At 43.7% G+C, this 21,793-nt stretch carries 23 protein-coding genes; 7 read left to right on the forward strand and 16 right to left on the reverse strand.

The genetic code is table 11. The annotated features are described in order from the left end of the window. From KO501_RS09380 to rpmH, 7 genes are read right to left on the reverse strand one after another with little or no spacing between them, the layout of a single operon-like run. Complete coding sequence (locus tag KO501_RS09380) at positions 1-435, reverse strand: flavodoxin domain-containing protein (protein WP_216029391.1); 435 nt, start codon at positions 433-435, stop codon at positions 1-3. 1 nt (position 436) lies between these two features. Next, positions 437-1,825, reverse strand: a complete 1,389-nt coding sequence (gene mnmE / locus KO501_RS09385; protein WP_216029392.1) for a tRNA uridine-5-carboxymethylaminomethyl(34) synthesis GTPase MnmE — start codon at positions 1,823-1,825, stop codon at positions 437-439. A gap of 1 nt (position 1,826) precedes the next feature. Then, complete coding sequence (locus KO501_RS09390) at positions 1,827-2,309, reverse strand: YajQ family cyclic di-GMP-binding protein (protein ID WP_216029393.1); 483 nt, start codon at positions 2,307-2,309, stop codon at positions 1,827-1,829. 60 nt (positions 2,310-2,369) lie between these two features. Further along, positions 2,370-4,049, reverse strand: a complete 1,680-nt coding sequence (gene yidC, locus KO501_RS09395) for a membrane protein insertase YidC (RefSeq protein ID WP_216029394.1) — start codon at positions 4,047-4,049, stop codon at positions 2,370-2,372. Between the two features lie 10 nt (positions 4,050-4,059). Continuing rightward, entirely contained in the window at positions 4,060-4,308 is a 249-nt protein-coding gene (gene yidD, locus KO501_RS09400) for a membrane protein insertion efficiency factor YidD (RefSeq protein WP_216029450.1), read from the reverse strand. After that, entirely contained in the window at positions 4,296-4,652 is a 357-nt protein-coding gene (rnpA, locus tag KO501_RS09405; protein ID WP_216029395.1) for a ribonuclease P protein component, read from the reverse strand. The genes yidD and rnpA overlap by 13 nt, the downstream gene beginning before the upstream one ends. A gap of 16 nt (positions 4,653-4,668) precedes the next feature. Beyond that, positions 4,669-4,803 carry a 50S ribosomal protein L34 gene (gene rpmH / locus KO501_RS09410; RefSeq protein ID WP_216029396.1) on the reverse strand — a complete coding sequence of 45 codons (135 nt, stop codon included), beginning with the start codon at positions 4,801-4,803 and terminating at the stop codon, positions 4,669-4,671. Between the two features lie 619 nt (positions 4,804-5,422). Here rpmH and dnaA point away from each other — a divergent pair. From dnaA to gyrB, 4 genes are all read left to right on the forward strand, one after another. After that, on the forward strand, positions 5,423-6,988 hold the full coding sequence (dnaA, locus tag KO501_RS09415; RefSeq protein WP_216029397.1) for a chromosomal replication initiator protein DnaA: 1,566 nt from the start codon (positions 5,423-5,425) through the stop codon (positions 6,986-6,988). Between the two features lie 31 nt (positions 6,989-7,019). Continuing rightward, positions 7,020-8,123, forward strand: a complete 1,104-nt coding sequence (dnaN, locus tag KO501_RS09420) for a DNA polymerase III subunit beta (RefSeq protein ID WP_216029398.1) — start codon at positions 7,020-7,022, stop codon at positions 8,121-8,123. Positions 8,124-8,215: 92 nt separating this feature from the next. Then, positions 8,216-9,304 carry a DNA replication/repair protein RecF gene (recF, locus tag KO501_RS09425; protein ID WP_216029399.1) on the forward strand — a complete coding sequence of 363 codons (1,089 nt, stop codon included), beginning with the start codon at positions 8,216-8,218 and terminating at the stop codon, positions 9,302-9,304. Positions 9,305-9,314: 10 nt separating this feature from the next. Beyond that, positions 9,315-11,741 carry a DNA topoisomerase (ATP-hydrolyzing) subunit B gene (gene gyrB / locus KO501_RS09430; RefSeq protein WP_216029400.1) on the forward strand — a complete coding sequence of 809 codons (2,427 nt, stop codon included), beginning with the start codon at positions 9,315-9,317 and terminating at the stop codon, positions 11,739-11,741. Positions 11,742-11,787: 46 nt separating this feature from the next. Here the strand turns inward: gyrB and KO501_RS09435 are convergent, their stop codons facing one another. Together KO501_RS09435 and KO501_RS09440 are read right to left on the reverse strand one after the other, a co-directional pair. Then, a complete protein-coding gene (locus KO501_RS09435) occupies positions 11,788-12,303 on the reverse strand; it encodes a rhomboid family intramembrane serine protease (protein WP_216029401.1) in 516 nt (171 codons plus the stop codon). Positions 12,304-12,854: 551 nt separating this feature from the next. Next, positions 12,855-13,037: a hypothetical protein gene (locus KO501_RS09440; RefSeq protein WP_216029402.1), complete on the reverse strand. Its 183-nt coding sequence runs from the start codon at positions 13,035-13,037 to the stop codon at positions 12,855-12,857. A gap of 231 nt (positions 13,038-13,268) precedes the next feature. Here KO501_RS09440 and KO501_RS09445 point away from each other — a divergent pair, with 231 nt between their 5' ends. Next, positions 13,269-13,958, forward strand: a complete 690-nt coding sequence (locus tag KO501_RS09445; RefSeq protein ID WP_216029403.1) for an SOS response-associated peptidase family protein — start codon at positions 13,269-13,271, stop codon at positions 13,956-13,958. Positions 13,959-14,061: 103 nt separating this feature from the next. On the opposite strand, the gene KO501_RS09450 is transcribed toward KO501_RS09445, so the two are convergent. The 3 genes from KO501_RS09450 to glyQ are packed head-to-tail and all read right to left on the reverse strand — an operon-like array spanning position 14,062 to position 17,550. Continuing rightward, a complete protein-coding gene (locus KO501_RS09450; protein ID WP_216029404.1) occupies positions 14,062-14,514 on the reverse strand; it encodes a hypothetical protein in 453 nt (150 codons plus the stop codon). Positions 14,515-14,572: 58 nt separating this feature from the next. After that, entirely contained in the window at positions 14,573-16,642 is a 2,070-nt protein-coding gene (glyS, locus tag KO501_RS09455) for a glycine--tRNA ligase subunit beta (RefSeq protein ID WP_216029405.1), read from the reverse strand. Between the two features lie 2 nt (positions 16,643-16,644). Next, the gene (gene glyQ, locus KO501_RS09460; protein ID WP_216029406.1) at positions 16,645-17,550 is read right to left on the reverse strand and encodes a glycine--tRNA ligase subunit alpha; all 906 of its coding nucleotides are present in this window, start codon (positions 17,548-17,550) and stop codon (positions 16,645-16,647) included. A 118-nt stretch (positions 17,551-17,668) separates the two neighbouring features. Here glyQ and KO501_RS09465 point away from each other — a divergent pair, with 118 nt between their 5' ends. Then, on the forward strand, positions 17,669-18,259 hold the full coding sequence (locus KO501_RS09465; protein WP_216029407.1) for a DNA-3-methyladenine glycosylase I: 591 nt from the start codon (positions 17,669-17,671) through the stop codon (positions 18,257-18,259). A 59-nt stretch (positions 18,260-18,318) separates the two neighbouring features. Here KO501_RS09465 and KO501_RS09470 read toward each other — a convergent pair whose 3' ends face one another. The 4 genes from KO501_RS09470 to KO501_RS09485 all read right to left on the reverse strand — a co-directional run bounded on the left by KO501_RS09470 (position 18,319) and on the right by KO501_RS09485 (position 20,963). Continuing rightward, positions 18,319-18,771, reverse strand: a complete 453-nt coding sequence (locus tag KO501_RS09470; protein WP_216029408.1) for a DUF2489 domain-containing protein — start codon at positions 18,769-18,771, stop codon at positions 18,319-18,321. Between the two features lie 12 nt (positions 18,772-18,783). Further along, positions 18,784-19,296, reverse strand: a complete 513-nt coding sequence (yihI, locus tag KO501_RS09475) for a Der GTPase-activating protein YihI (protein ID WP_216029409.1) — start codon at positions 19,294-19,296, stop codon at positions 18,784-18,786. Positions 19,297-19,343: 47 nt separating this feature from the next. After that, positions 19,344-19,997 carry a class I SAM-dependent methyltransferase gene (locus tag KO501_RS09480; protein ID WP_216029410.1) on the reverse strand — a complete coding sequence of 218 codons (654 nt, stop codon included), beginning with the start codon at positions 19,995-19,997 and terminating at the stop codon, positions 19,344-19,346. Between the two features lie 342 nt (positions 19,998-20,339). Next, entirely contained in the window at positions 20,340-20,963 is a 624-nt protein-coding gene (locus KO501_RS09485) for a c-type cytochrome (RefSeq protein ID WP_216029411.1), read from the reverse strand. Between the two features lie 177 nt (positions 20,964-21,140). Between KO501_RS09485 and yihA the strand changes: the two genes are divergently transcribed. Further along, positions 21,141-21,755 carry a ribosome biogenesis GTP-binding protein YihA/YsxC gene (gene yihA, locus KO501_RS09490; RefSeq protein WP_216029412.1) on the forward strand — a complete coding sequence of 205 codons (615 nt, stop codon included), beginning with the start codon at positions 21,141-21,143 and terminating at the stop codon, positions 21,753-21,755. Positions 21,756-21,793 lie beyond the last annotated feature (38 nt).

Consider the following 21,793-nt stretch of genomic DNA (forward strand, 5'->3'; position numbering starts at 1 on the left):
TTAATTGTTTAACTGGTCTTCGAACCAAGCTACCGCCACATCTTCGGGGATAGGGTGGTTTAGTACATCAATATGTAAAGGCTTACCTAAGAGGGTAGCGCCGGCGTTTTTTAAACGTGACTCCATATCAATAGCACCGTAGCAAAAGGTGTCATAACTGCTATCGCCAAGTCCTACAATATAAGCTTGCACGCCGGTAAGGGAAGTTTCAGTAATGGCTTTGGCAAAGGCTTGTATATTTTCTGGTAATTCTCCAGCCCCATGGGTAGAAGTGCAGATAACCCAGATATGATCAGGGTTAATTTCTGCAAAATTCGGACTAAAATGCACTTCGGTTTGGTAACCTGCTTGTTGTGCAATTTGTTCGAGTGCTTCAGCGACATATTCTGAGGCACCTAATACCGAACCAACAATTATAGATAGATTTTTTGACATGCTACTTCCCGATACAAAACGAAGAAAAGATGCGTCCAAGCAAGTCATCTGATGTGAATTCGCCGGTAATTTCCGTTAACGATAAATGGGCTAAGCGTAATTCCTCTGCCAACAATTCACCAGCAAGATTATTAAGTAACTGCTGTTGGCCATTATCAACATGTTGAGCGGCTTTTTCCAGTGCATCTAAATGACGACGTCGAGCTATGAACTGACCTTCCGTAGTGGTATCTAACCCCATAGTAGCGGCTAAGTGTTCTCTTAAGGTGTCAACGCCTTGGCCAGTACTGGCCGATAGTGCAATCACGTCAATTTTGCCGTGCTGGGTATCGATACCTTGCTCGCCTGGTACTTCACCGGAAATGTCCGCTTTATTACGGATCACCGTGGTGGGAATATTGGCCGGTAATTTAGCCATAAATTGCGGCCATATTTCGTAAGGGTCGATGGTGTTTGTTTCTGTACTATCGACCACAAAGAGTACCCGGTCTGCTTCTTCAATGGCTTTCCAAGCGCGTTCAATGCCGATCTTCTCAACGGTATCAGGGCTTTCCCTTAAGCCGGCAGTATCAATAATATGAACCGGCATACCGTTAATATCGATGTGTTCGCGCAGCACATCACGGGTGGTACCTGCAATGTCGGTCACAATGGCGCTATCTTTTCCTGCTAAGGCGTTTAATAAACTGGATTTACCGGCATTGGGACGACCAGCAATGACCACTTGCATGCCTTCACGTAGCAATGCACCTTGTTTGGCTTTTTGTTTTACTTCAGCCAAAGCCCTTACAATTGCTGCTAAATCACCGGCGACTTTACCGTCAGATAAAAAATCGATTTCTTCATCGGGAAAATCAATGGCTGCTTCTACGTACATCCGTAGATGTATGATTTGTTCAGAAAGGGCAGTAATGGTATTTGAAAACTCACCTTGTAGCGAGCGTACTGCACTGCGAGCTGCTTGCTTTGAGCTGGCATCGATGAGATCTGCAATGGCCTCAGCTTGAGCAAGATCGAGTTTGTCATTTAAGAATGCTTGTTCGCTAAATTCGCCAGGTCGCGCTAGACGAACCCCTGAACAGGCTAAAATAGCGTCAATAAGCATGTCCATGACGATTTGGCCGCCATGACCTTGTAGTTCAAGAACATCTTCACCGGTAAATGAGTTAGGCCCTTTGAAAAAGAGTGCAATACCCTGGTCTATAATGCGTTTATCTGGGGCCAAAAAGGAGGTATATACCGCTGAACGAGGAGGCAGAGAAACGGGAATGAGTTGCTCTGCCACGGCAAGCGCTTCTGGCCCTGATACGCGTACAATACCTACACCACCGCGACCAGGCGCCGTAGCCTGTGCAACGATAGTATCCTGTGAAGATGCAATTAAGTTCATGCTAGTTTTTCATATTCTTAAATTGAAAGGGTTGGCCAAGTTCTGCACTTCTTACCAAGGCAATGACGTCTTGTAATTCATCGCGTTTCTTCCCGGTTACGCGCAATTGGTCACCTTGAATGGCAGTTTGTACTTTAATTTTGGCGTCTTTCACCAGCTTAACAATTTTCTTTGCTGTAGGCTGATCGATCCCTTCTTTAAAGGCGATGGTCTGGGTACAGATTTTACCATGTTGATCGTAGTCTTTTACATCCAGAATACTGGTGTCTAGGTTACGTTTAGCGCAGGCGTTTCTAAACATAGATTCAAGCTGCTGTAGCTGAAATTCACCTTCTGCTTTTAAGACGACTTTTTTGTCTTTAAATTCAATACTGGCTTCTACGCCTCGAAAATCAAACCGTGTGGCCAATTCACGCTGAGTGTTTTCAGCGGCGTTACGTACTTCTTCAACGTTTATTTCAGATACGATATCGAAAGATGGCATTGAGCACTCCTTCTTTGATGAATCAGCCCGCGAATGCGGGCTGATTTAAGGTGGTTAAGATTACTTGGATTTAAGCCCTTTCTTTTCCATTGCGGCGTAAATCAATTTTGCTTGTACTAAGGTGATGATATTACTGACCAACCAGTATAAGACTAAGCCTGCTGGGAACCATAGGAAGAATATACTCATTGCTACCGGCATAAATTGCATGATCTTTTGCTGCATGGGATCGGAAACCGTGGTGGGCTGAAGCTTTTGCAGCAACCACATACTTGCTCCCGTTAGCACAGGTAGTACGAAGTAGGGGTCTTTTACCGATAAATCCGTAATCCATAAGAAGAAGTCAGCGTGACGTAATTCTACGCTTTCCAACAATACCCAATATAAGGCAAGGAAAATGGGCATTTGCAGAATAATAGGTAGACAGCCACCCATGGGGTTCACTTTCTCTTTACGATAAAGCTCCATCATGGCTTGGGACATCTTCTGTTTGTCATCGCCAAAGCGGTCTTTTAATTGCTGCATTTTCGGCGCTAGATTGCGCATACGTGCCATAGACTCATACTGTTTTTTCGTTAGCGGATACATAGCGCCTTTAACGATAACGGTGATCAGTATGATTGCCACACCCCAATTGCCCACCATGCTGTGGATAAACTGTAGCAATGCAAATAGGGGCTGAGATAACCACCACAAAATACCGTAATCCACGGTTAAATCGAGACCATTTGCCAGTTTTGCGAGATTGTCTTGGTCTTTGGGACCTAAATACAATTCACTGCTGATTGTGGCAGTTTGTCCACTGCCAACGCTAACTGGATTGCCGGTAAATCCAATAATGGCATATTGGTTTTGAATCAGCTTGGTATATAGGGTATTGACTTGATCCTGCGGCGGGATCCATGCGGCAACAAAATAGTGTTCTAACATGCCTACCCACCCGGCTTGGGTGGTCATTTTCAGGCTTTTATCTTCAATATCGTCAAAGGTATATTTTTGATAGCGGTCTTCTTCACTACCAAATGCCGCTCCTCGGTAAGTAGGCATAAACATATTACCGCCATCAGGAACCTGAGTGGTTTGCTTAAGCTGTGCGTACTGCAGGAAACTGGTGTTATTACCTGAGCCATTTTCAATGGTGTAGGTTAATACAACATCGTGGCTACCTTTGGTGAAGTTAAAGGTTTTAGTAATTTTTAGGCCATCTGCGTTTTGCCATGTTAAAGGCACAGACAGGGTATCGCCTTCCATTACAAAATCTTGTTGAGCTGCATCATAGCGAGGTCTACCGGCACGGTTACCGTCAGGGCCATCTTGCCCTACTAAACCACTTTGAGCGATATAGAGGCCATCATTGGGACGCAACAAACTGTAGTTTTCTGATGATTCCAATGTTAATGGAAATTTCACTAGATTCGCTTTTACAACATCACCGCCAACAAGATCGATTTGTAAATCGAGGGTGTCGGTTAACACGTGAACAGTGCGATTACCATTAAGGTTAGCTGCACTATCGTTCATGTTAGGTGAAACGTTGGGTACATCAGCTTGAATATCAGACGGCACGTCTAGTGATTGTTGCTGTGTGGAAGGTACACCATTGTCAGTAGCATTGGCGGAAGCCTGCTCGCTAACGTTTGGTTGTACGGGTTGCGGTCCATAATCTTGTTGCCACTGTTGCCAGAGTAAAAAACTGACAAGGGCAAGGCCGATTAGCAGAAAACTACGTTGGGATTCCATAAAGGTCTCTTTATTCCGAGTGTTTATTATGTCGTGATTCCGGGACAGGGTCGTACCCGCCCGGATTGAAAGGGTGGCATTTTAATATGCGTTTAATGGATAACCAACCGCCTTTTACCAATCCGTGCGATTTTAATGCATCTATTGCATAAAAAGAACATGTAGGATGGAAGCGGCAGCGTTGCCCTAAAATTGGCGAAATAACCCACTGGTAGAGTTTAACCAGTAAAAGGGGAATTGCGATGGTTATTTTGCGCAGCGTTTGGCGAGTTTTTTCCATTGTTTTTCCAACAGTGAAAATACTTCGTCGTTTGTCAGTTTATCAGCGCCAGATTTACCAACGACAATAATATCAATGTTCGGCAAAGTATGTTTGCGGTGCCTGAAGCTTTCTCGAATCAGCCGTTTTAGACGATTTCTTTCATGAGCTTTCTTTATACGCTTTTTCGCAAGAGTAATACCCAATCTGGGATGAGATAGACTATTTTTGCGGGCTAATAAAGTAAAGGCAGGGGAAACAGCAGGAATTGCGTCGTCAAACACATAAGTAAAGTGGGAGGGAGTTAACAGACGTAACTCCCTGGAAAATTGATTTTCACCCACTTTAGGGATAGTTCTTTTAAGCAGAAAGGCTAGCGCGACCTTTAGCACGGCGAGCGGCTAGTATTTTACGACCATTTTTAGTCGCCATACGAGCACGAAAACCGTGAGAACGCTTGCGCTTTAAGTTGCTCGGTTGAAATGTTCTTTTCATGACCAAAGTCTCACTTTTAAAGTTTACATTAGACGTTCAAAGTAACCCGCTAAACCGCAAACTTCGAGAAGATTGCTTAAAGAGTGTTACGCCGCCCATCCAAAAAGGACGCTGAATTCTAGAGATCTCGGGGGTTGATGTCAATGTTTATCGGCTTTAAGTTGAAGTTTTTTTGTCCTTTTACGGTTAATTATTGTTCGGCGGCTTTTTTTAGCCCTATTTTGTTCAATGAGGCTGTGCATAATTATTCTGATTTCCTTTATTTATCCACAAGTCAAGGAAAAAATGATTAAGATCCGGTTAAAAGTAGGGCGGATCATAAAGGCTGATCGCCTGTACAGTAGTTCAGAAAATGGGATCTTAATTTTCATGAATAAATTAAATAGTACCTATAAAACAATTAGATATCATTTTGATCATAGTGATCAACTAAGATCAAGATTTACTTTGCTGTCATAAGATCAGATAATCCACAGCGATCAAAGAAAAAATTAAAAATATCGCTGTTACCCAGAGTTCTGTCACCGCTTTCTCTCCTTTAAAGAAGAAGGAACGGTTATTCTTCTTTGTCTTATCGCATCTGGCGTCTTCAGCATCCCTTTTGGAGCCAATAAAGATTATGTCTTTGTGGAATATGTGCCTCGAGCGCTTACGCCAGGAATTGCCTACGCAACAATTTAGTATGTGGATAAGACCACTAACAGCACAAGAAGAATCTGGTGTGCTGACATTATTTGCCCCCAATCGATTTGTACTTGATTGGGTTAGAGACAAATACCGAGATAAAATTACTGAATTGTTTGACGAATTTAGCAGTGGTAATTCGCCGCAATTGCATTTAGATGTGGCTACCCGTAGCGCGCGTCCGGTTAGTCGTGGCTCTGCGCCGGATCAACAAAGTGGGCATCAAGGCACAAGCGGTTATCCCGGTTCGTCAAAACAAAGATCTCCAGTTTCGTCTACCAATGAGGTCTCTCAGCGTTCAAGCGTACATCAACCAGTACGCAGTTCATCAAGTTCTGCACAAAATGGACATGATCATTCCCATGCATCCGCGGCGGTTTCTGCACTGCAACGGAACAAGAATGCCCGTCCTGCTGAATCGGTAGCAAAACCGGTTTCAGCGCCGCCTCCGGTAGTACCTATTCCGGAAGCGATGAAACATAAAAGTAATATCAATCCGACGTATCAGTTTGATAACTTCGTAGAGGGTAAGTCTAACCAACTAGCCAGAGCGGCAGCGACCCAAGTGGCCAATAATCCTGGTGGCTCGTATAACCCGCTATTTATATATGGTGGTACGGGTTTAGGTAAAACTCACTTATTACATGCGGTGGGAAATGGCATTATTGCCAATCGTCCCGGTGCCAAAATTGTTTATATGCATTCAGAACGTTTTGTGCAAGATATGGTTAAAGCTTTGCAAAACAATGCGATAGAAGATTTTAAACGTTTTTATCGGTCGGTAGATGCATTGCTTATTGATGACATCCAATTCTTTGCTAATAAAGAACGTTCGCAAGAAGAGTTTTTCCATACCTTCAATGCATTGCTTGAAGGTAATCAGCAAATTATCTTAACCTCAGATCGTTATCCGAAAGAAATTGATGGTGTTGAAGACCGATTAAAATCCCGTTTTGGTTGGGGATTAACCATCGCTATCGAGCCACCCGAACTTGAAACACGGGTAGCAATATTAATGCGTAAAGCGGCGGAAAATAAAATTCATCTACCTGATGAAGTGGCATTCTTTATTGCAAAACGTCTGCGTTCCAATGTACGAGAATTGGAAGGCGCATTAAATAGGGTCATTGCTAATGCTAATTTTACCGGCAGACCCATTACCATTGATTTTGTCAGGGAAGCATTACGGGATCTCTTAGCATTACAAGAAAAGCTTGTTACTGTAGATAACATTCAAAAAACGGTAGCGGATTACTATAAGATTAAAGTATCTGATATTCTGTCTAAAAGACGTAGTCGTAGTGTCGCTAGGCCGCGCCAAGTCGCCATGGCATTAGCGAAAGAACTCACTAACCACAGTCTTCCTGAATTAGGGAATGCATTTGGTGGTCGGGATCACACTACGGTTCTTCATGCATGCCGAAAAATAGAGCAGCTTAGAGAAGAAAGTCATGATATAAAAGAGGACTATAAAAACTTGATAAGAACCTTGTCCTCATAAAATTTTACAATCCAGGCGGGAAAGTAAATCAATGAAATTTACCATCAGTCGTGAAAAGTTTTTGCAGCCACTGCAACTTGTATCCGGAGCCGTAGAGCGACGCCATACATTACCTATTCTTTCGAATGTGCTTATTAAAGTCAGTGAAGACGCACTCTGGTTAACAGGTACAGATTTAGAAGTTGAATTGATAGCAAGTACGCCTTTAGAAGGTGAGTTTGAAGAGGGCGAAATTACTGTTCCCGCAAAAAAACTGTTCGATATTATTCGCGGTATTGCTGACGGTACAGACATAAACTTTTCACTGGACAGCACCAAGGCGCTAATTCGCGCGGGACGAGGTCGCTATACGCTTTCTACTTTGTCGGCTAACGATTATCCAAACTTGGAAGATTGGGAAGGGGAAGTTGAATTTGAAATTCCTGCTAGCGATTTAAAGCGTCTTATCAACAGTACGCACTTTTCTATGGCTCAACAGGACGTGCGGTATTATCTCAACGGGATGTCTCTAGAAACCGAAGATAATATCATCCGTACTGTAGCAACAGACGGCCATCGTTTAGCTTTATGTCGGCTAGCTTACGAAACTACCACGTTACCCTCGCGACAAGTGATTATTCCTCGCAAAGGTGTACTTGAAATCGCCCGCCTAATTGGTGATGAAGAGCGTTCAATAAAGGTACATGTGGGTGCCAATCATATTCGCATGTTTTCCTCTGACTTTATCTTTACCAGTAAATTAGTGGATGGCCGATTCCCCGATTACCGAAGAGTGTTGCCCCGGGATGGCGATAAAACCATCACCGCAAGTAAAGCAGTATTAAAAGATGCTTTTTCTCGGGCGGCCATTTTATCTAATGAAAAATTTCGAGGCGTTCGTCTTAACCTCTCAAATGGCGAGTTAAAAATAACTGCCAACAACCCAGAGCAAGAAGAAGCCGAAGAGATCGTAGATGTAAACTACGAAGGCAGTGATTTAGAGATTGGTTTTAATGTGGCCTATTTAATTGATGTATTAAATGCGCTGACCACCGAAGAAGTGCAGCTCATTCTATCTGATTCCAACGCCAGCGCATTGATTCAAAATGCAGGCGATGACTCAGCGCTGTACGTCATCATGCCAATGCGGTTATAGGTTAGCATCGCCATCTGTAATTTTTATCATATAGCGACGTTTAAGCGCTTTTTACTAGGTGGCAATGTTATCCCGTTTTTTCGAGTAATTTTATGAAACTGGACAAAGTCCAGCTGACCGATTTTCGAAATATCGCCAGTGCAACTCTTATCCCATCTCGCGCTCTAACGATTGTCAGCGGCAAGAACGGCAGTGGAAAATCGTCCATTATCGAATCGTTATATTATCTTGGATTCGGTCGGTCATTTCGCACGAACAAACATAGTTCGGTGATTCGGCACGACAGTCATCAATTTAGTATTTTCGCCCAGTGTGCTGAAACTGATCACACAGCATTTAAAGTGGGGCTTCAACGTTCAAGGGATGATCAGTTTACCTGTGCTATTAATGGTGAACATTCTAATCGGTTGGCAGATTTAGTCAGTTTAATACCGGTACAGCTTTTTACTCCTCAAAGTACCGATCTTATCATCGGCTCTCCAGGTGAGCGTAGAAAGTTCATCGACTGGGGGTTGTTCCACGTGGAACATGAATTCAATATTCTGTTCCAGACATACCAAAAATTACTTAAAACCCGAAATGTACTGCTTAAACAGCAGGCAAATTTAGATGCTCCCGAGAATGCCTATTGGGAGCAACAACTGGTAAAGTGTGGTATATCCCTTAGTGATAAGCGAAAAGCTTACGTATCGCGTCTACAGAAGCTATTTAATGCTATTTGTAGTGAATTTCTACCTGAGTTTTCCGTGGAAATTTCGTATTATAAGGGGTGGGAAAAAGACGCGTCTTTATCAGAAAGCCTTTTACGAAAACGAGACTATGATTTGCGAGTAGGTTATACAACCTCAGGGCCACATAAGTCGGATTTGAAATTTAAAGTAGATGGCTGTGTTGCCCAAGAGTTACTTTCTCGTGGGCAATTAAGAATGGCAGTAGCAGCGCTTCAATTAGCGCAAACAAAACTGTTTCAACAGGAAACTGAACGCAAAAGTATTTTTTTACTCGATGATGTTGGCGCTGAGCTCGATATAGAAAAACGAGAGCGATTCATCGATGGTTTGCTTGCAATGGATACTCAGGTTGTTGTTACAGCCATAGAGCGTGAGCAGTTAGAATTTATTCACAAATATAAAGATAAAAAAATGTTTCACGTGGAACATGGCCGCGTGAACGAGGAGTAAAGGTTAGTATATGTCAGAGCAAAATAGTTACGACTCGTCCAGTATTAAGGTACTCAAAGGTCTGGATGCTGTGCGTAAGCGTCCCGGTATGTATATCGGTGATACTGATGATGGAACGGGTTTGCATCATATGGTATTCGAGGTAGTCGATAACTCAATCGATGAAGCACTGGCGGGCTACTGCTCAGAAATCGTTATCCAGATTCATACCGATGGGTCTGTCTCTGTATCTGATAATGGTCGGGGTATCCCAACCTCCATTCACCCTGAAGAGGGGGTGTCTGCAGCTGAAGTTATTATGACAGTGCTTCACGCCGGCGGTAAGTTTGATGATAACTCTTATAAAGTATCAGGCGGACTGCACGGTGTGGGTGTTTCTGTTGTTAACGCGTTATCAAGTAAATTAAAGCTTAATATACGCCGCGAAGGTAAATTGCATGAGCAGGAATATCAACATGGTGTTCCTCAAGAGCCTTTAGCTGTAACAGGTGACACAGATAAAACAGGAACCACCGTTCGGTTCTGGCCCAGCACTGATACTTTCACCAATACCTTGTTTCACTATGAAATATTGGCCAAGCGCTTACGTGAATTGTCCTTCCTTAACTCTGGTGTTTCTATTCGGCTAAAAGATGAAAGAGATGGCAAAGAAGACCACTTCATGTACGAAGGGGGAATTCGGGCCTTTGTTGAATATCTCAATCAAAACAAAACACCGGTACATCAAAAAGTCTTTCACTTTACCTATGAGAGAGAAGACGGTATTTCCGTTGAAGTGGCGATGCAATGGAACGACGGCTTCCAAGAAAACATCTTCTGCTTTACCAATAACATTCCTCAGCGAGATGGCGGAACCCATTTGGCGGGCTTTAGAGGAGCGTTAACTCGTACTCTGAATACCTATATGGAGAAGGAAGGTCTAAACAAAAAAGCGAAGACCAACGCATCGGCCACAGGCGATGATGCGCGTGAGGGACTTACCGCCGTTGTATCAGTTAAAGTGCCTGATCCTAAATTCTCATCACAAACAAAAGATAAGCTTGTTTCATCGGAAGTTCGCCCAGCGGTGGAATCGGCCATGAACGAAAAACTTTCTGAATTCCTATTAGAGAACCCTCAAGAAAGTAAAATTATCGCATCGAAAATTATTGACGCTGCCCGTGCAAGGGAAGCTGCCCGAAAAGCCAGAGAAATGACTCGTCGTAAAGGCGCTCTTGATCTTGCTGGTTTGCCGGGTAAGTTGGCGGACTGCCAGGAAAAGGATCCGTCCTTATCTGAACTCTATATTGTGGAGGGTGATTCTGCGGGCGGGTCTGCAAAACAGGGCCGTAATCGTAAGAATCAAGCCATACTACCGTTGAAAGGTAAAATCCTAAACGTTGAGAAAGCCCGGTTTGATAAAATGCTTTCTTCACAAGAGGTGGCTACGCTAATTACCGCCCTAGGTTGTGGCATTGGTAGAGATGAATACAACCCTGAGAAACTTCGTTATCACAGCATCATCATCATGACCGATGCGGATGTAGACGGTTCCCATATTCGTACCTTGCTACTGACATTTTTCTATCGTCAGATGCCAGAAATTATCGAGCGTGGATATGTCTATATCGCTCAACCGCCACTTTATAAAGTGAAGAAAGGTAAACAAGAGCAATATCTAAAAGACGATGAGGCATTAATTAACTACCTTACCTCTATTGCCGTAGATGGCGCTGCGCTTTATACCAGTGACGATGCACCTGGTATATCTGGTGTGGGACTAGAACAATTAGTTAAGCAATACCAATCAGTAGAAAAACTAATAAAACGTTTGCATCGGCTAATGCCGCCCGCCATTTTAAACCGCTTAGTTTATTCGCCCACATTAAATGTAGACGACTTAAAAGACGAGACGATTTTAACTAGCGTGGCTGAAAAATTTGTGGCGAGTTTGAATGAGTATGAAAACGACGGTGCTACTTATCGCTTTGAGATAAAGCAAGATGAAGAACTTAACGAATACTTCATCGAAATCATTATGCGAATGCACGGAATCGATTACTACTACAAACTTAATCACGACTTTATTGAGTCTGCAGAATACAAGCGTATAAAAGGCTTAAACGAGTCAATTAACGATATGATGAGTGAGACTGCATATATTAAGCGTGGTGAGCGTCAGCTAGCTGTAGAGTCCTTTAAAGAGGCACTAGAGTGGCTAATGCATGAAGCAAAACGTGGTCAATACATTCAGCGTTATAAAGGGCTAGGGGAAATGAACCCTGATCAGTTGTGGGAAACCACCATGGATCCTGAAAGCCGTAGAATGTTACAAGTTACCATTGAAGATGCCATCGCTTGTGACCAGTTATTTACTACGCTCATGGGTGATCAGGTTGAACCTCGACGTGCTTTTATTGAAGCAAACGCGTTGAACGTTGAAAACCTAGACGTGTAGTTGAGTTACCGTTGTTGACAATAAACTGAGATCTCACGCTGGGGTCTCAGTTTTTTTTCCCTCTTATCATCCCTTCAAAGTAATCCTCTAGGTTAAGTTCGGTCACCTCTGACAGTTCAATTTTCTTACCTTTAAGTAGTGGCGCTAAGGCCATGCCAAATAGCAAGCCCGCCCAGTGACTCCAATTAGCCGTGTGGTTTATATATACGCTTGCTGTAACGATGGAAATTATTGCTATAAAACCAAGATGTAGGGCGATACCTGGAGGCAGCAGCCTTTTATTTAACACCCCAGATAAAGAAACTAACCCATACAAGGCAAAAATACCTGGGGAAAGCCCAGCGTAGCCATCAAAGGGAGTGTTGTCTGTATAGGTGCCTAATAAGGTTGATACCAGTGCGCCTAAGGTATTAGCAAGTAAAATAACGCCAACGGTTCTATAGGAATAGAAGTACCAGGTTAACGGGCCTATTAGCAGTAAAAATAGGGTGTTGGATAAAAAATGGAGAATGGATGAGTGCAGCAATGGACCAGTGATAAGCCGCCACACTTCACCATGCATAACTTGTGCGTGGATAGTGCCTATAGAATGTAACAGGGGATCTCGGCCGCCGACAAAGTACTGGGTGGCCAATTGAAAGAGTAAAAGGCTGACGATAAAAAGTAACCAGCCTGCAAGGTTTTTTCATATGGCGTTGTGGTTAAATAGCCAGTAAAAAAAGATCGTTCTTTGATGTAAGCATTTGGGAAAATGAAAAGAAATACGGTAGTCAGTGATGATGGCGAGGGTGATTAGAAAAAATAAAAAAGCGCCTTTTGAGAAAATGAGGCTTTGAATTAGGATGGCACTGACTAACACCACCAGCGTGGACACAACAGACATACCTAAACAAATGCGATACCTTGTTTGATATCGTTTAATTAATCTTGGTGCTAGCTGGTTACAAGATGTTGGGGGAACAAATTGATGATAACGGGGCGTGGCTAGCAATACAGCTGTTAGCGGAGACCAGTTTTTTAAGGCCCTATATACATCTTCAACGGAGTTATAGTATTTAACTCTACCACCTTGCAGTAGGGCCCATTTGTTAGCCATAGATGTCTATCTGCAAATTATCTTGCTTGTGAATAGGCGGCGTAGAGCATACCAACACCAATTGCAACGCCGAAGCCCATAGCAAAGGGCGCACTGGCGATAGCTGCTGTTGCTGCAAGTGCAAGTGACGCCGCGCCTCCATCTTCTAAAGACATGCCGCCATTTACAGTTTCAATTTCATATATCTTTAACCCGCGCATTAGGTAAAGCTCCTTGTGTTAAATAAGCCAGAGTTGCGTTGAGGACAAAATCGATTAAACGTAATTATTCTTTATATCCTATAGTGATGATATTGAACCTAGAGCCAGTTTTACCTAAAAATTGTGATTTCTTTTAAGTAAAAACATGCCATCCTATTTAATGCATACCTTGCTGTGATTTTCGTCAAAGGTAGGGCACAGCATCTTTAAAACGACGTAAAGTGAAAAACCATGTGTGGATTTATAAAGCGCGTTACAGACTCACCTGCGGTGATTAACTTGCTAGACGAAGTGGGATTACAAGAAGTCATTCCAAACTTTAGGGTTGAGCAAGGAGAGCTGAATTTCTACCCCGCGTTTGGACAAAATCCGACGCGTAGGATCGCCAATGTCATTATTAGTCCAGAAAAAACTGTAGATGCAACTTGGTGGTTCGATTGCAAAGCTGTGGGTAATACCCTAGAAGTAGGAAAACGTACTACCTTTAACGCCCGTAATCTTGATAGCCCATATTGGCAAAAAGCCGTGCAAGGATACCGAGCCATAATCGTAGCTACCGCGGTGGGGGAATCTCAACAAATGGGTAAGGGTAGTCAACACTACTTAATGGAAGCCGATAAAGGGTTGTTGATTGGTGCGGTTTATCGTCCCTTCGCTAACGGACTATATAGCACAGCGGTCATTACGCGACCGCCTCACGAACGTTTTAGCGACTATCATGATAAATCTATACCTTGTTTTTTACCCCACGATGCTGACTTTGTTTCAGCTTGGTTGTCGGATACTAAAGTGGATCCCGTCATTGATGAAGTGCTTGCTAAGCCAAAAATATATCAAGATTTGAAAGTGACGAATGTAAAAACATTCAAAAATGCAGACGCCAAAGGTATGCCAGAATATTTAGATGCAGATGTTATCTAGCAAGACTTTAATAGGTAGTAAGTCTTTACTTTCGTGCTGGGTGGGGATAGGTTGAAAGGACAGAGAGATTACTGTCCTTTCGCTTTGAAAGCTAACGGTGAGGTTAAGAAGCCGTAGACTGGGGAATGATTGTAAGCATTACCTCACCGCCGCTAGCCGGGGTGAAATTGAAGCGATACAGCCCGGTTGTCTCAGGGGTGAACTGAATATTTTCTGATTCCGTGCCGCAAATCATATAAGTAGCCGATTGAGGAATGACAACCTGCCCCTTATAGCGGGCGCCGCAGGTTTGATCTGGAGTCCAAAAAGCATCGGATAACCTGAAATCGTAGGGCTGGCCATCGGCAATTAATTCTACATCCACGTACCAACCTTCATCGCCTTCCTTTAACTTATAAGGCAAATTTGCTTCCCACCAATTAAACACACCCCGTAAATAAAGGTTTTCGAATTTAATGGTCGGGGCTTCTATAATGCCGGGAATGGACACCACACTGGTAGAGCTGCAACCCGACAGCAAGGCAAACATCAACAATAAGGTGAAACGTTTAATCATTATTACCTCTTAAAACGACGTGCCCGCATGACTCTCACGGGCATATCTGGCTTGCAGGCTACTTAGACAGCAATGAAATATCAGCAGCTTCTAGGAACTGTTGTCTTAATAACGACAACAAGGCTAACCGATTGTTCCGTACAGTGATATCTTCTGCCATAACCATGACATTGTCGAAGAAGTCATCTACCGCTTCACGCAATGTGGCCAACGCGCTAAGTACACGGTTATAGTCTTTATCGGCTACGCCGCTTTTAACATCATGCTGTACACTTTGTAGCGCCGCATATAAGGTTTTTTCAGCAGGCTCGCTAAGTATTGCCTCATTGACTTCATTCGAGACACTGTCAGCTTGTTTCGCTAGGATGTTAGCTACACGCTTGTTGCCAGCAGCGAGGGCCTCGGCTTCGTCTCGCTCTTTAAATGCTGCCACCGCTTGTACACGGGCAACGTAGTCAGCAGGACGAGTAGGGCGTCGAGCTGAGACCGCTTGGATAACATCAATACTCACGCCTTGATCCTGCAATAACGCCACAAACCGGCCTAGAACAAAGTCGACCACTTGTTTTTGGCAGTCTTTATTCGTTAGTTTGTCCCCATATACGTCAATGGCTTCTGCAATCAGTTCTTCCAGATCTAGTGGCAGGTCTTTTTCAACGATGATCCGTAACACGCCGATGGCCGCACGTCGAAGTGCGAAGGGGTCTTTATCACCTTTAGGTAATTGGCCTATACCAAAAATACCTACCAAGGTGTCTAGCTTGTCAGCTAATGACACCGCTGCACTTACCCCTGAATTGGGCAATTGGTCACCGGAAAACCGTGGCATATATTGTTCATATAGCGCTTCAGCAACCTGGCTGTCTTCTCCATCATTTAAGGCATAGTATTTTCCCATCACCCCTTGAACATCAGGAAATTCCATTACCATGTTGGTCATTAAGTCCGTTTTCGCTAACAACCCAGCGCGAGCGGCTTTTTCTGCATCGGCATTTATTTTGCCAGCAATAGAGCCCGATAGCGCCGAGATACGATTTGACTTGTCTTTAAGCGTACCTAGCTGCTTTTGGAAGAGCACCGAACTTAAGCTATCTAAGCGGCTTTCCAAGGTGGTTTTCTTATCTGTAGTAAAGAAAAACTCAGCGTCGGCCAAGCGCGGACGAATGACTTTTTCATTACCTGAGATAACCTGAATGGGATCTTGAGATTCAATATTGCTGACAAACAAGAAACGGTTGTCTAACGTACCATCACGGGTAAGCAGAGGAACGTACTTTTGGTCGTCTTTCATCGTGTAGATAAGCGCTTCTTTGGGTACATCTAAGAATGCTGCGTCGAAAGAGGCTTGAAGTACAACCGGCCACTCTACAAGGGACGCAATCTCTTCTAGCAGGCTTTCGTTATAATCTGCCGTCAGTTGCAATGCTGAAGCGGCTTCTTCGAGTGCCTTACGAATTAACTCAGCACGTTCGTTAAAATCCGCAATGACGTAATGGGCTTTCAAGGCTGCTGCGTAATTATCAGCATGATCAAGTTCAAACGTGGATTCGCCGTGAAAGCGGTGTCCTTGAACCGTGCGGCTGCTTATTTTACCTAATACTGCTAATGGAAGTAGTTGGTCACCGTAAAGGGCGGTGACGGTATGTACCGGGCGAATAAACTGAGTTGTTGATGTGCCCCAGCGCATGGCTTTAGGAATGGGCAGTTTACTGATGGCTTGACTGACCAAATCTTCAATCAGGTGATCAATGGACTGGCCAGCAACTTTAGCACGGTGAAGTAACCATTCGCCTTTATCGGTTTTTAGGCGCTCTGCGCTACTGACTTCAATGCCATTGCCCCGTGCCCAGCCTAGTGCGGCCTTGGTTGGGTTGCCATCGCTATCAAATGCCGCTGCTATTGCAGGACCGCGTTTTTCTACAATTTTATCTTCTTGGGATTCCGCCAACTGCATAACGGTAACGGCTAAGCGTCGTGGCGCGGCAAACCACTTTATCTGTGAAAATTGTAAATCAGCATGCTTTAGTGCTGCTTCCATATGATCAGCGAAGCTTTGACCTAAGTTCTTTAAGGCTTTTGGCGGTAACTCTTCGGTTCCGATTTCTACAAGTAAGTTTTCAGTCCGCACGACTACTGCTCCTTTTTACACATAGGAAAACCAAGGGCTTCTCTGGCCTGGTAATAACTTTCGGCACAGGCTTTGGCTAATGCTCTAACCCGTAAAATATAGCGCTGGCGTTCTGTTACCGAAATGGCATGACGGGCGTCCAGCAAATTGAATGCATGGGAGGCTTTCATCACTTGCTCATAAGCGGGTAAGGGCAGGTTCTGTTCTATTAACAGTTGACTGGCGGCTTCGCACTCGTCAAAGGTTTTAAATAAAAATTCCACATTGGCGTGCTCAAAATTATAGGCAGATTGCTCTACTTCATTTTGGTGGAATACATCGCCATAGGTGACCTTGCCCATAGGGCCATCGGTCCATACTAGGTCATAAATACTGTCTACACCTTGCACATACATGGCTAGACGTTCTAAACCATAGGTAATTTCACCGGTAACGGGCTTACATTCCAAGCCGCCGACCTGCTGGAAATAGGTAAACTGGGTAACTTCCATACCGTTAAGCCATACTTCCCAACCTAAACCCCATGCGCCAAGAGTGGGAGATTCCCAGTTGTCTTCAACAAACCGAATATCATGCACTAAGGGATCAAAGCCAAGTTCACGTAGTGAACCTAGGTATAACTCTTGAATATTATCAGGGGACGGTTTAAGCATGACCTGAAATTGATAATAGTGCTGCAAACGATTGGGGTTTTCGCCATATCGGCCGTCGGTTGGACGACGACAAGGTTGTACGTAGGCACTGCTAATCGGCTCAGGGCCGAGAGAGCGAAGGAAGGTCATTGGGTGAAATGTCCCTGCGCCCACTTCCATATCTAAAGGCTGGATAACTACGCATCCTTGACGCGCCCAATAATCCTGCAGTGCGAGGATCAAACCCTGAAAGGTTTTAATATCGTATTTCTGCATGTTTGCTGCTTATAACTGACCATTGTAAAGGTGGAGTAGTATACAATTTGTAGGCTGATGAATGTAGGTAGAATCGGTTAAATCTTTAGAAAAAGGGCATTTAAGGGCGGGAGAAGACATGGAACAGGAAAATAACGGGGTACGTTGTGCTTGGGAAACCCATGATCCTGAGTATATACGATATCACGACGAGCAATGGGGGCGGCCCGAATTAGATAGCCAAGTGTTATTTGCTAAGTTGTGCTTGGATGGACAACAGGCGGGGTTATCTTGGATAACCATTTTAAAGAAGCAAAAGCATTACGAAGACGCATTCTTTAACTTTGACCCTAAGCGTATTGTTACTTTGGGGGATAAAGATGTCGAACGATTAATGTTGAACCCGGGCATTATAAGAAACCGCTTAAAGATAAAAAGTATTATCTCTAATGCCCATGCTTACTTAGCCATTAGCCGGGAAAGGACATTTAGTGACTTTATTTGGCAATTTACCCAGTACAAAACCATCGTCAATAGTTGGCAAGATCCCAGTGAGGTACCGGTGAGTACGCCAGAATCGGTGGCCATGGCAAAAGCACTAAAAAAAGCCGGTTTTAAGTTCGTAGGAGACACCATTTGCTATGCGTTTATGCAAGCCTGTGGTTTGGTAAACGACCACCTTACTCACTGTCGCTGTTATGACGAAGTGAGCAAGTTGGCTAGGAGGTAGCTATTTAGCAGGTAAAAATTGTCAGCAACGCTGAGTATTTCGTTTACCTGCTGATATGGCTAGTTAATCTGTGTGCAAAAATGTCGAATGCTGTCTAATTCCTTAAGGACTTGAGACTCAAACTCAGATTCAATTTGCTCTCTGGCTTCATCTTGCTTTCGACGCTCTTTTGCTGTTAATTTTTTTCGTTCTTCTAAAATAGCAAAGCCACTAATTTCGACGAACAGGTTATGAATATGTGGAAACTTTTCTCGATATTCTGGGCGAGACTGTAAGGGTAGTGCATTGAGCAGCTTACATATACGGATCGTCCCTTCAGACAAATCACATTGCTGTTGTTGCATTGCCTTGCTAATAACAATAATACTTTCTGTGATTGAGTCTATTCGAGCATCACGTGCGGCTTGTTGTCGTACATTTTGCTGCTTTAACATGAAAAGCAGCTTGCCTGCATAGATGCCTAGCCCAAGAATAATAAGAATTCCTATAACAACGGCTACGGTTAACCACATAGTTATAACCCTTTAGTCTTTAAATTCATCCAAACTGATGGCGTCGAGTTGTGCGAGGGGATCCACATCGTCTTCGTCGTCATCGGTTTCGGTAATGCCTAATAGATCGCACAGTATTCTGTGACGAGCCATCTTTTCATCTACGTATTGCTGCTCGGCTCGAGAGATGGCTTTGTCGCTATCGAGTTTATCTAGCAATGAGGCTAACTTGGTGTCGGCTTCTAATGCTGCAAGTTCGTCTGCTGGTGTGGCATACTTTTTCTGTGCCTGTGTTTTCACCGGCGCTTTCACTAATGGCACGGGTTTTTTACTTCCGTGTCGGGGGTCTTGATTAACCTTGGTCGGTTTATTGCTTTTTTGCGTATTCTCTACCGAATTTCGGCTACCCGCAGGGTTACCTAACCGCCGTTTTGACTTCGGCGTATTAACTTTACCCTTGTTTTTTCTTTCTTCAGGTTTGAAGTCGGGGTCTTTTCTTACACCGATCATACCGATTTTGCGGGATTTCTTTGAACGAGACGACATATCTTTGTCTCCTGATTAAAATGGTCGAGCACAATTATACCGCGTATTTATGGTCGCTTCTTCAACAAAACAATGTCTTTTCCACTTAGTGTCACTTCAAAACCGTATTTTTTGCCCAAATAAAAGAAGGTTTCATCTGAAAAGAAGGAAACATGGGTTTGATCGTTTTTATAGTGCCACGTAGAAAACCCCTGTAACGAGGTGACGCGCTTGGTCATAAATACGAGTAAGCCGCCGGGTTTGATCAGCTGATTTAGTATATGTAGCTCTTTTGCTGGGGTGTGAAAATGCTCGATGGCTTCTGTGCAGGTAATAAAATCATAATGACGGCCGTTCAGTACGGCAGAATCATTAGCATAAATGGGGTCGAACACGGTCATTGAATAACCTTCTTGTTCTAGAAGGCCAGCTAAAACTGCGGTGGGACCACAACCAAAATCCAGGCCTTGGGCTGGAAGGGAAACATTGGCTAGCACAGGGGTGATGGCGCGGCGAAGAAAGCGACAATAGCCTTCGTCTTCGGCATGGTTCTCATGCAGATCATATTCGCGTTTTTCACGGATTAATGATGGCAAGCTTTGAGGGTGAGCAAATACCAGTTTGCATTGCTGGCATTGAAAAAACGGGCGGAACTTGTCCTCATGATAGAAGAGGATATGGTCTGATGCACACAAGGGGCAAGGAAACGTGAGGGTAGTCATAAGCGGCCTGTTTTTTACTAGCTTAAAACAAACAAGGCGAAAAAGAAAAAAAGGCGATGGCTCTCACCATCACCTTATTTGTCGTGTCTTTTGACACATCTCCCGTTATTACACTTTCGTGTAAGGGTGCTTGCTCTACTTTTTATTGTTGCTTACAGAGCAGTTATGAGTTCAAGGCCTTCCTGACACTTTATCCAACAATCCATTAATTCTTTTTATTGTTATTCTGTTTGTACTGTTTCAGCAACAGCGCCAAACCTGTGAAGGCATAATACCTAAGTATGATAAAAAAGCAAGATGGTTTTCACAATTAATTAACAACTGTAAAAATTCATCGTACTTTTAATGTAATCCAGCTAAGTAATTGGACAAAATATCAATGTCTTCATCGGTTAACTTCATGGCGATATCACCCATCATCCCGTTCATATCATTTGCACGCTGGCCTGAGCGGAACGCTTTGAGTTGGGCGGCTATATATTCAGGATGCTGGCCACTGATATCTGGGAATCCGGCTAATCCCATTCCACTACCGTCGGGGCCGTGACACGCGCTACATGAAGGAATACCACGTTCACCATCACCGCCGCGATATAGGGCTTGGCCTGCTTCAACGTAGTTTTCAGGGGTTTCCCCCGTTTTGGGTTCTTGGGAAGAGAAATAAGCCGCTACATCTTCCATATCCTGCTCGGATAGGGGCGCTGCCATCCCGTTCATCACCGCATTGTTACGGCCTTCTTCACCACCGGTCTGCGATGCAAGTTTGAATTCTTTTAGTTGCTTAACCAAGTAGTCTGCGTGTTGCCCTGCAATATTAGGGTTCATTGGGATCATGGAGTTTCCGTCCATTCCGTGACACGCTGCACATACCGCAGATTTGGCTTTACCAGCTACAGGATCGCCTTCTGCCATCGCACTTCCTGTAAAACCTAACGTCATACACACAAGCAAACACAGTTTTTTCATAATTAATCTCTATAAAGGATCAAACGGCTTTGTTGATATACGTGATATCATGCGTATTTTACACATTTAGCGCGTCAGAAAAACCTATTCCATAATAAAACTATGGTTTTATAAACTTTTTCTGATGAGAGTCAATTTAAATTAAAATTAAAAACACATTATAGACGGATATATACAATGACGTATTACACAAAAGCCAAATTTATCATGAGCGCGCCTGATATTCGGCATTTAAAAGAAGACAAGGGCATTGAAGTTGCTTTTGCTGGGCGTTCTAATGCTGGAAAGTCCAGTGCACTAAATACCCTGACACGGCAGAAAAACTTGGCAAGAACGAGTAAAACCCCAGGGCGTACTCAATTAATTAATATTTTTGAACTGGATGAAGATCGTCGCCTTGTGGATTTGCCGGGCTATGGTTTTGCCCAGGTGCCTTTGGCAATGAAAAAGAAATGGCAATTGGCCCTCGGCGAATACCTGCAAAAGCGCAAAAGCCTAAAGGGGCTGGTAGTGCTGATGGATATCCGCCATCCTTTTAAAGATTTAGATCAGGATTTAATCTTTTGGGCGGTAGAAGCTGGCTTACCGGTGTTGGCTTTATTAACAAAGGCCGACAAATTGAAATCAGGTAAACGTAAAGCCCAATTAATGTTTGCCCGGGATGCTGCACTGGCATTTAACGGTGATGTGACAGTGCAAACCTTTTCTTCATTATCGAAAAGTGGAGTGAAAGAAGCCTCGGTAATTCTGGATAAGTGGTTTGAATTAGAAAACGATAGCAACGAAGCGTAACTAGATTACAGTAGCAGACGGAAGGTATAGGCAGGTGT

Source organism: Alteromonas sp. C1M14, assembly GCF_018860965.1.
GTDB lineage: Bacteria > Pseudomonadota > Gammaproteobacteria > Enterobacterales > Alteromonadaceae > Alteromonas.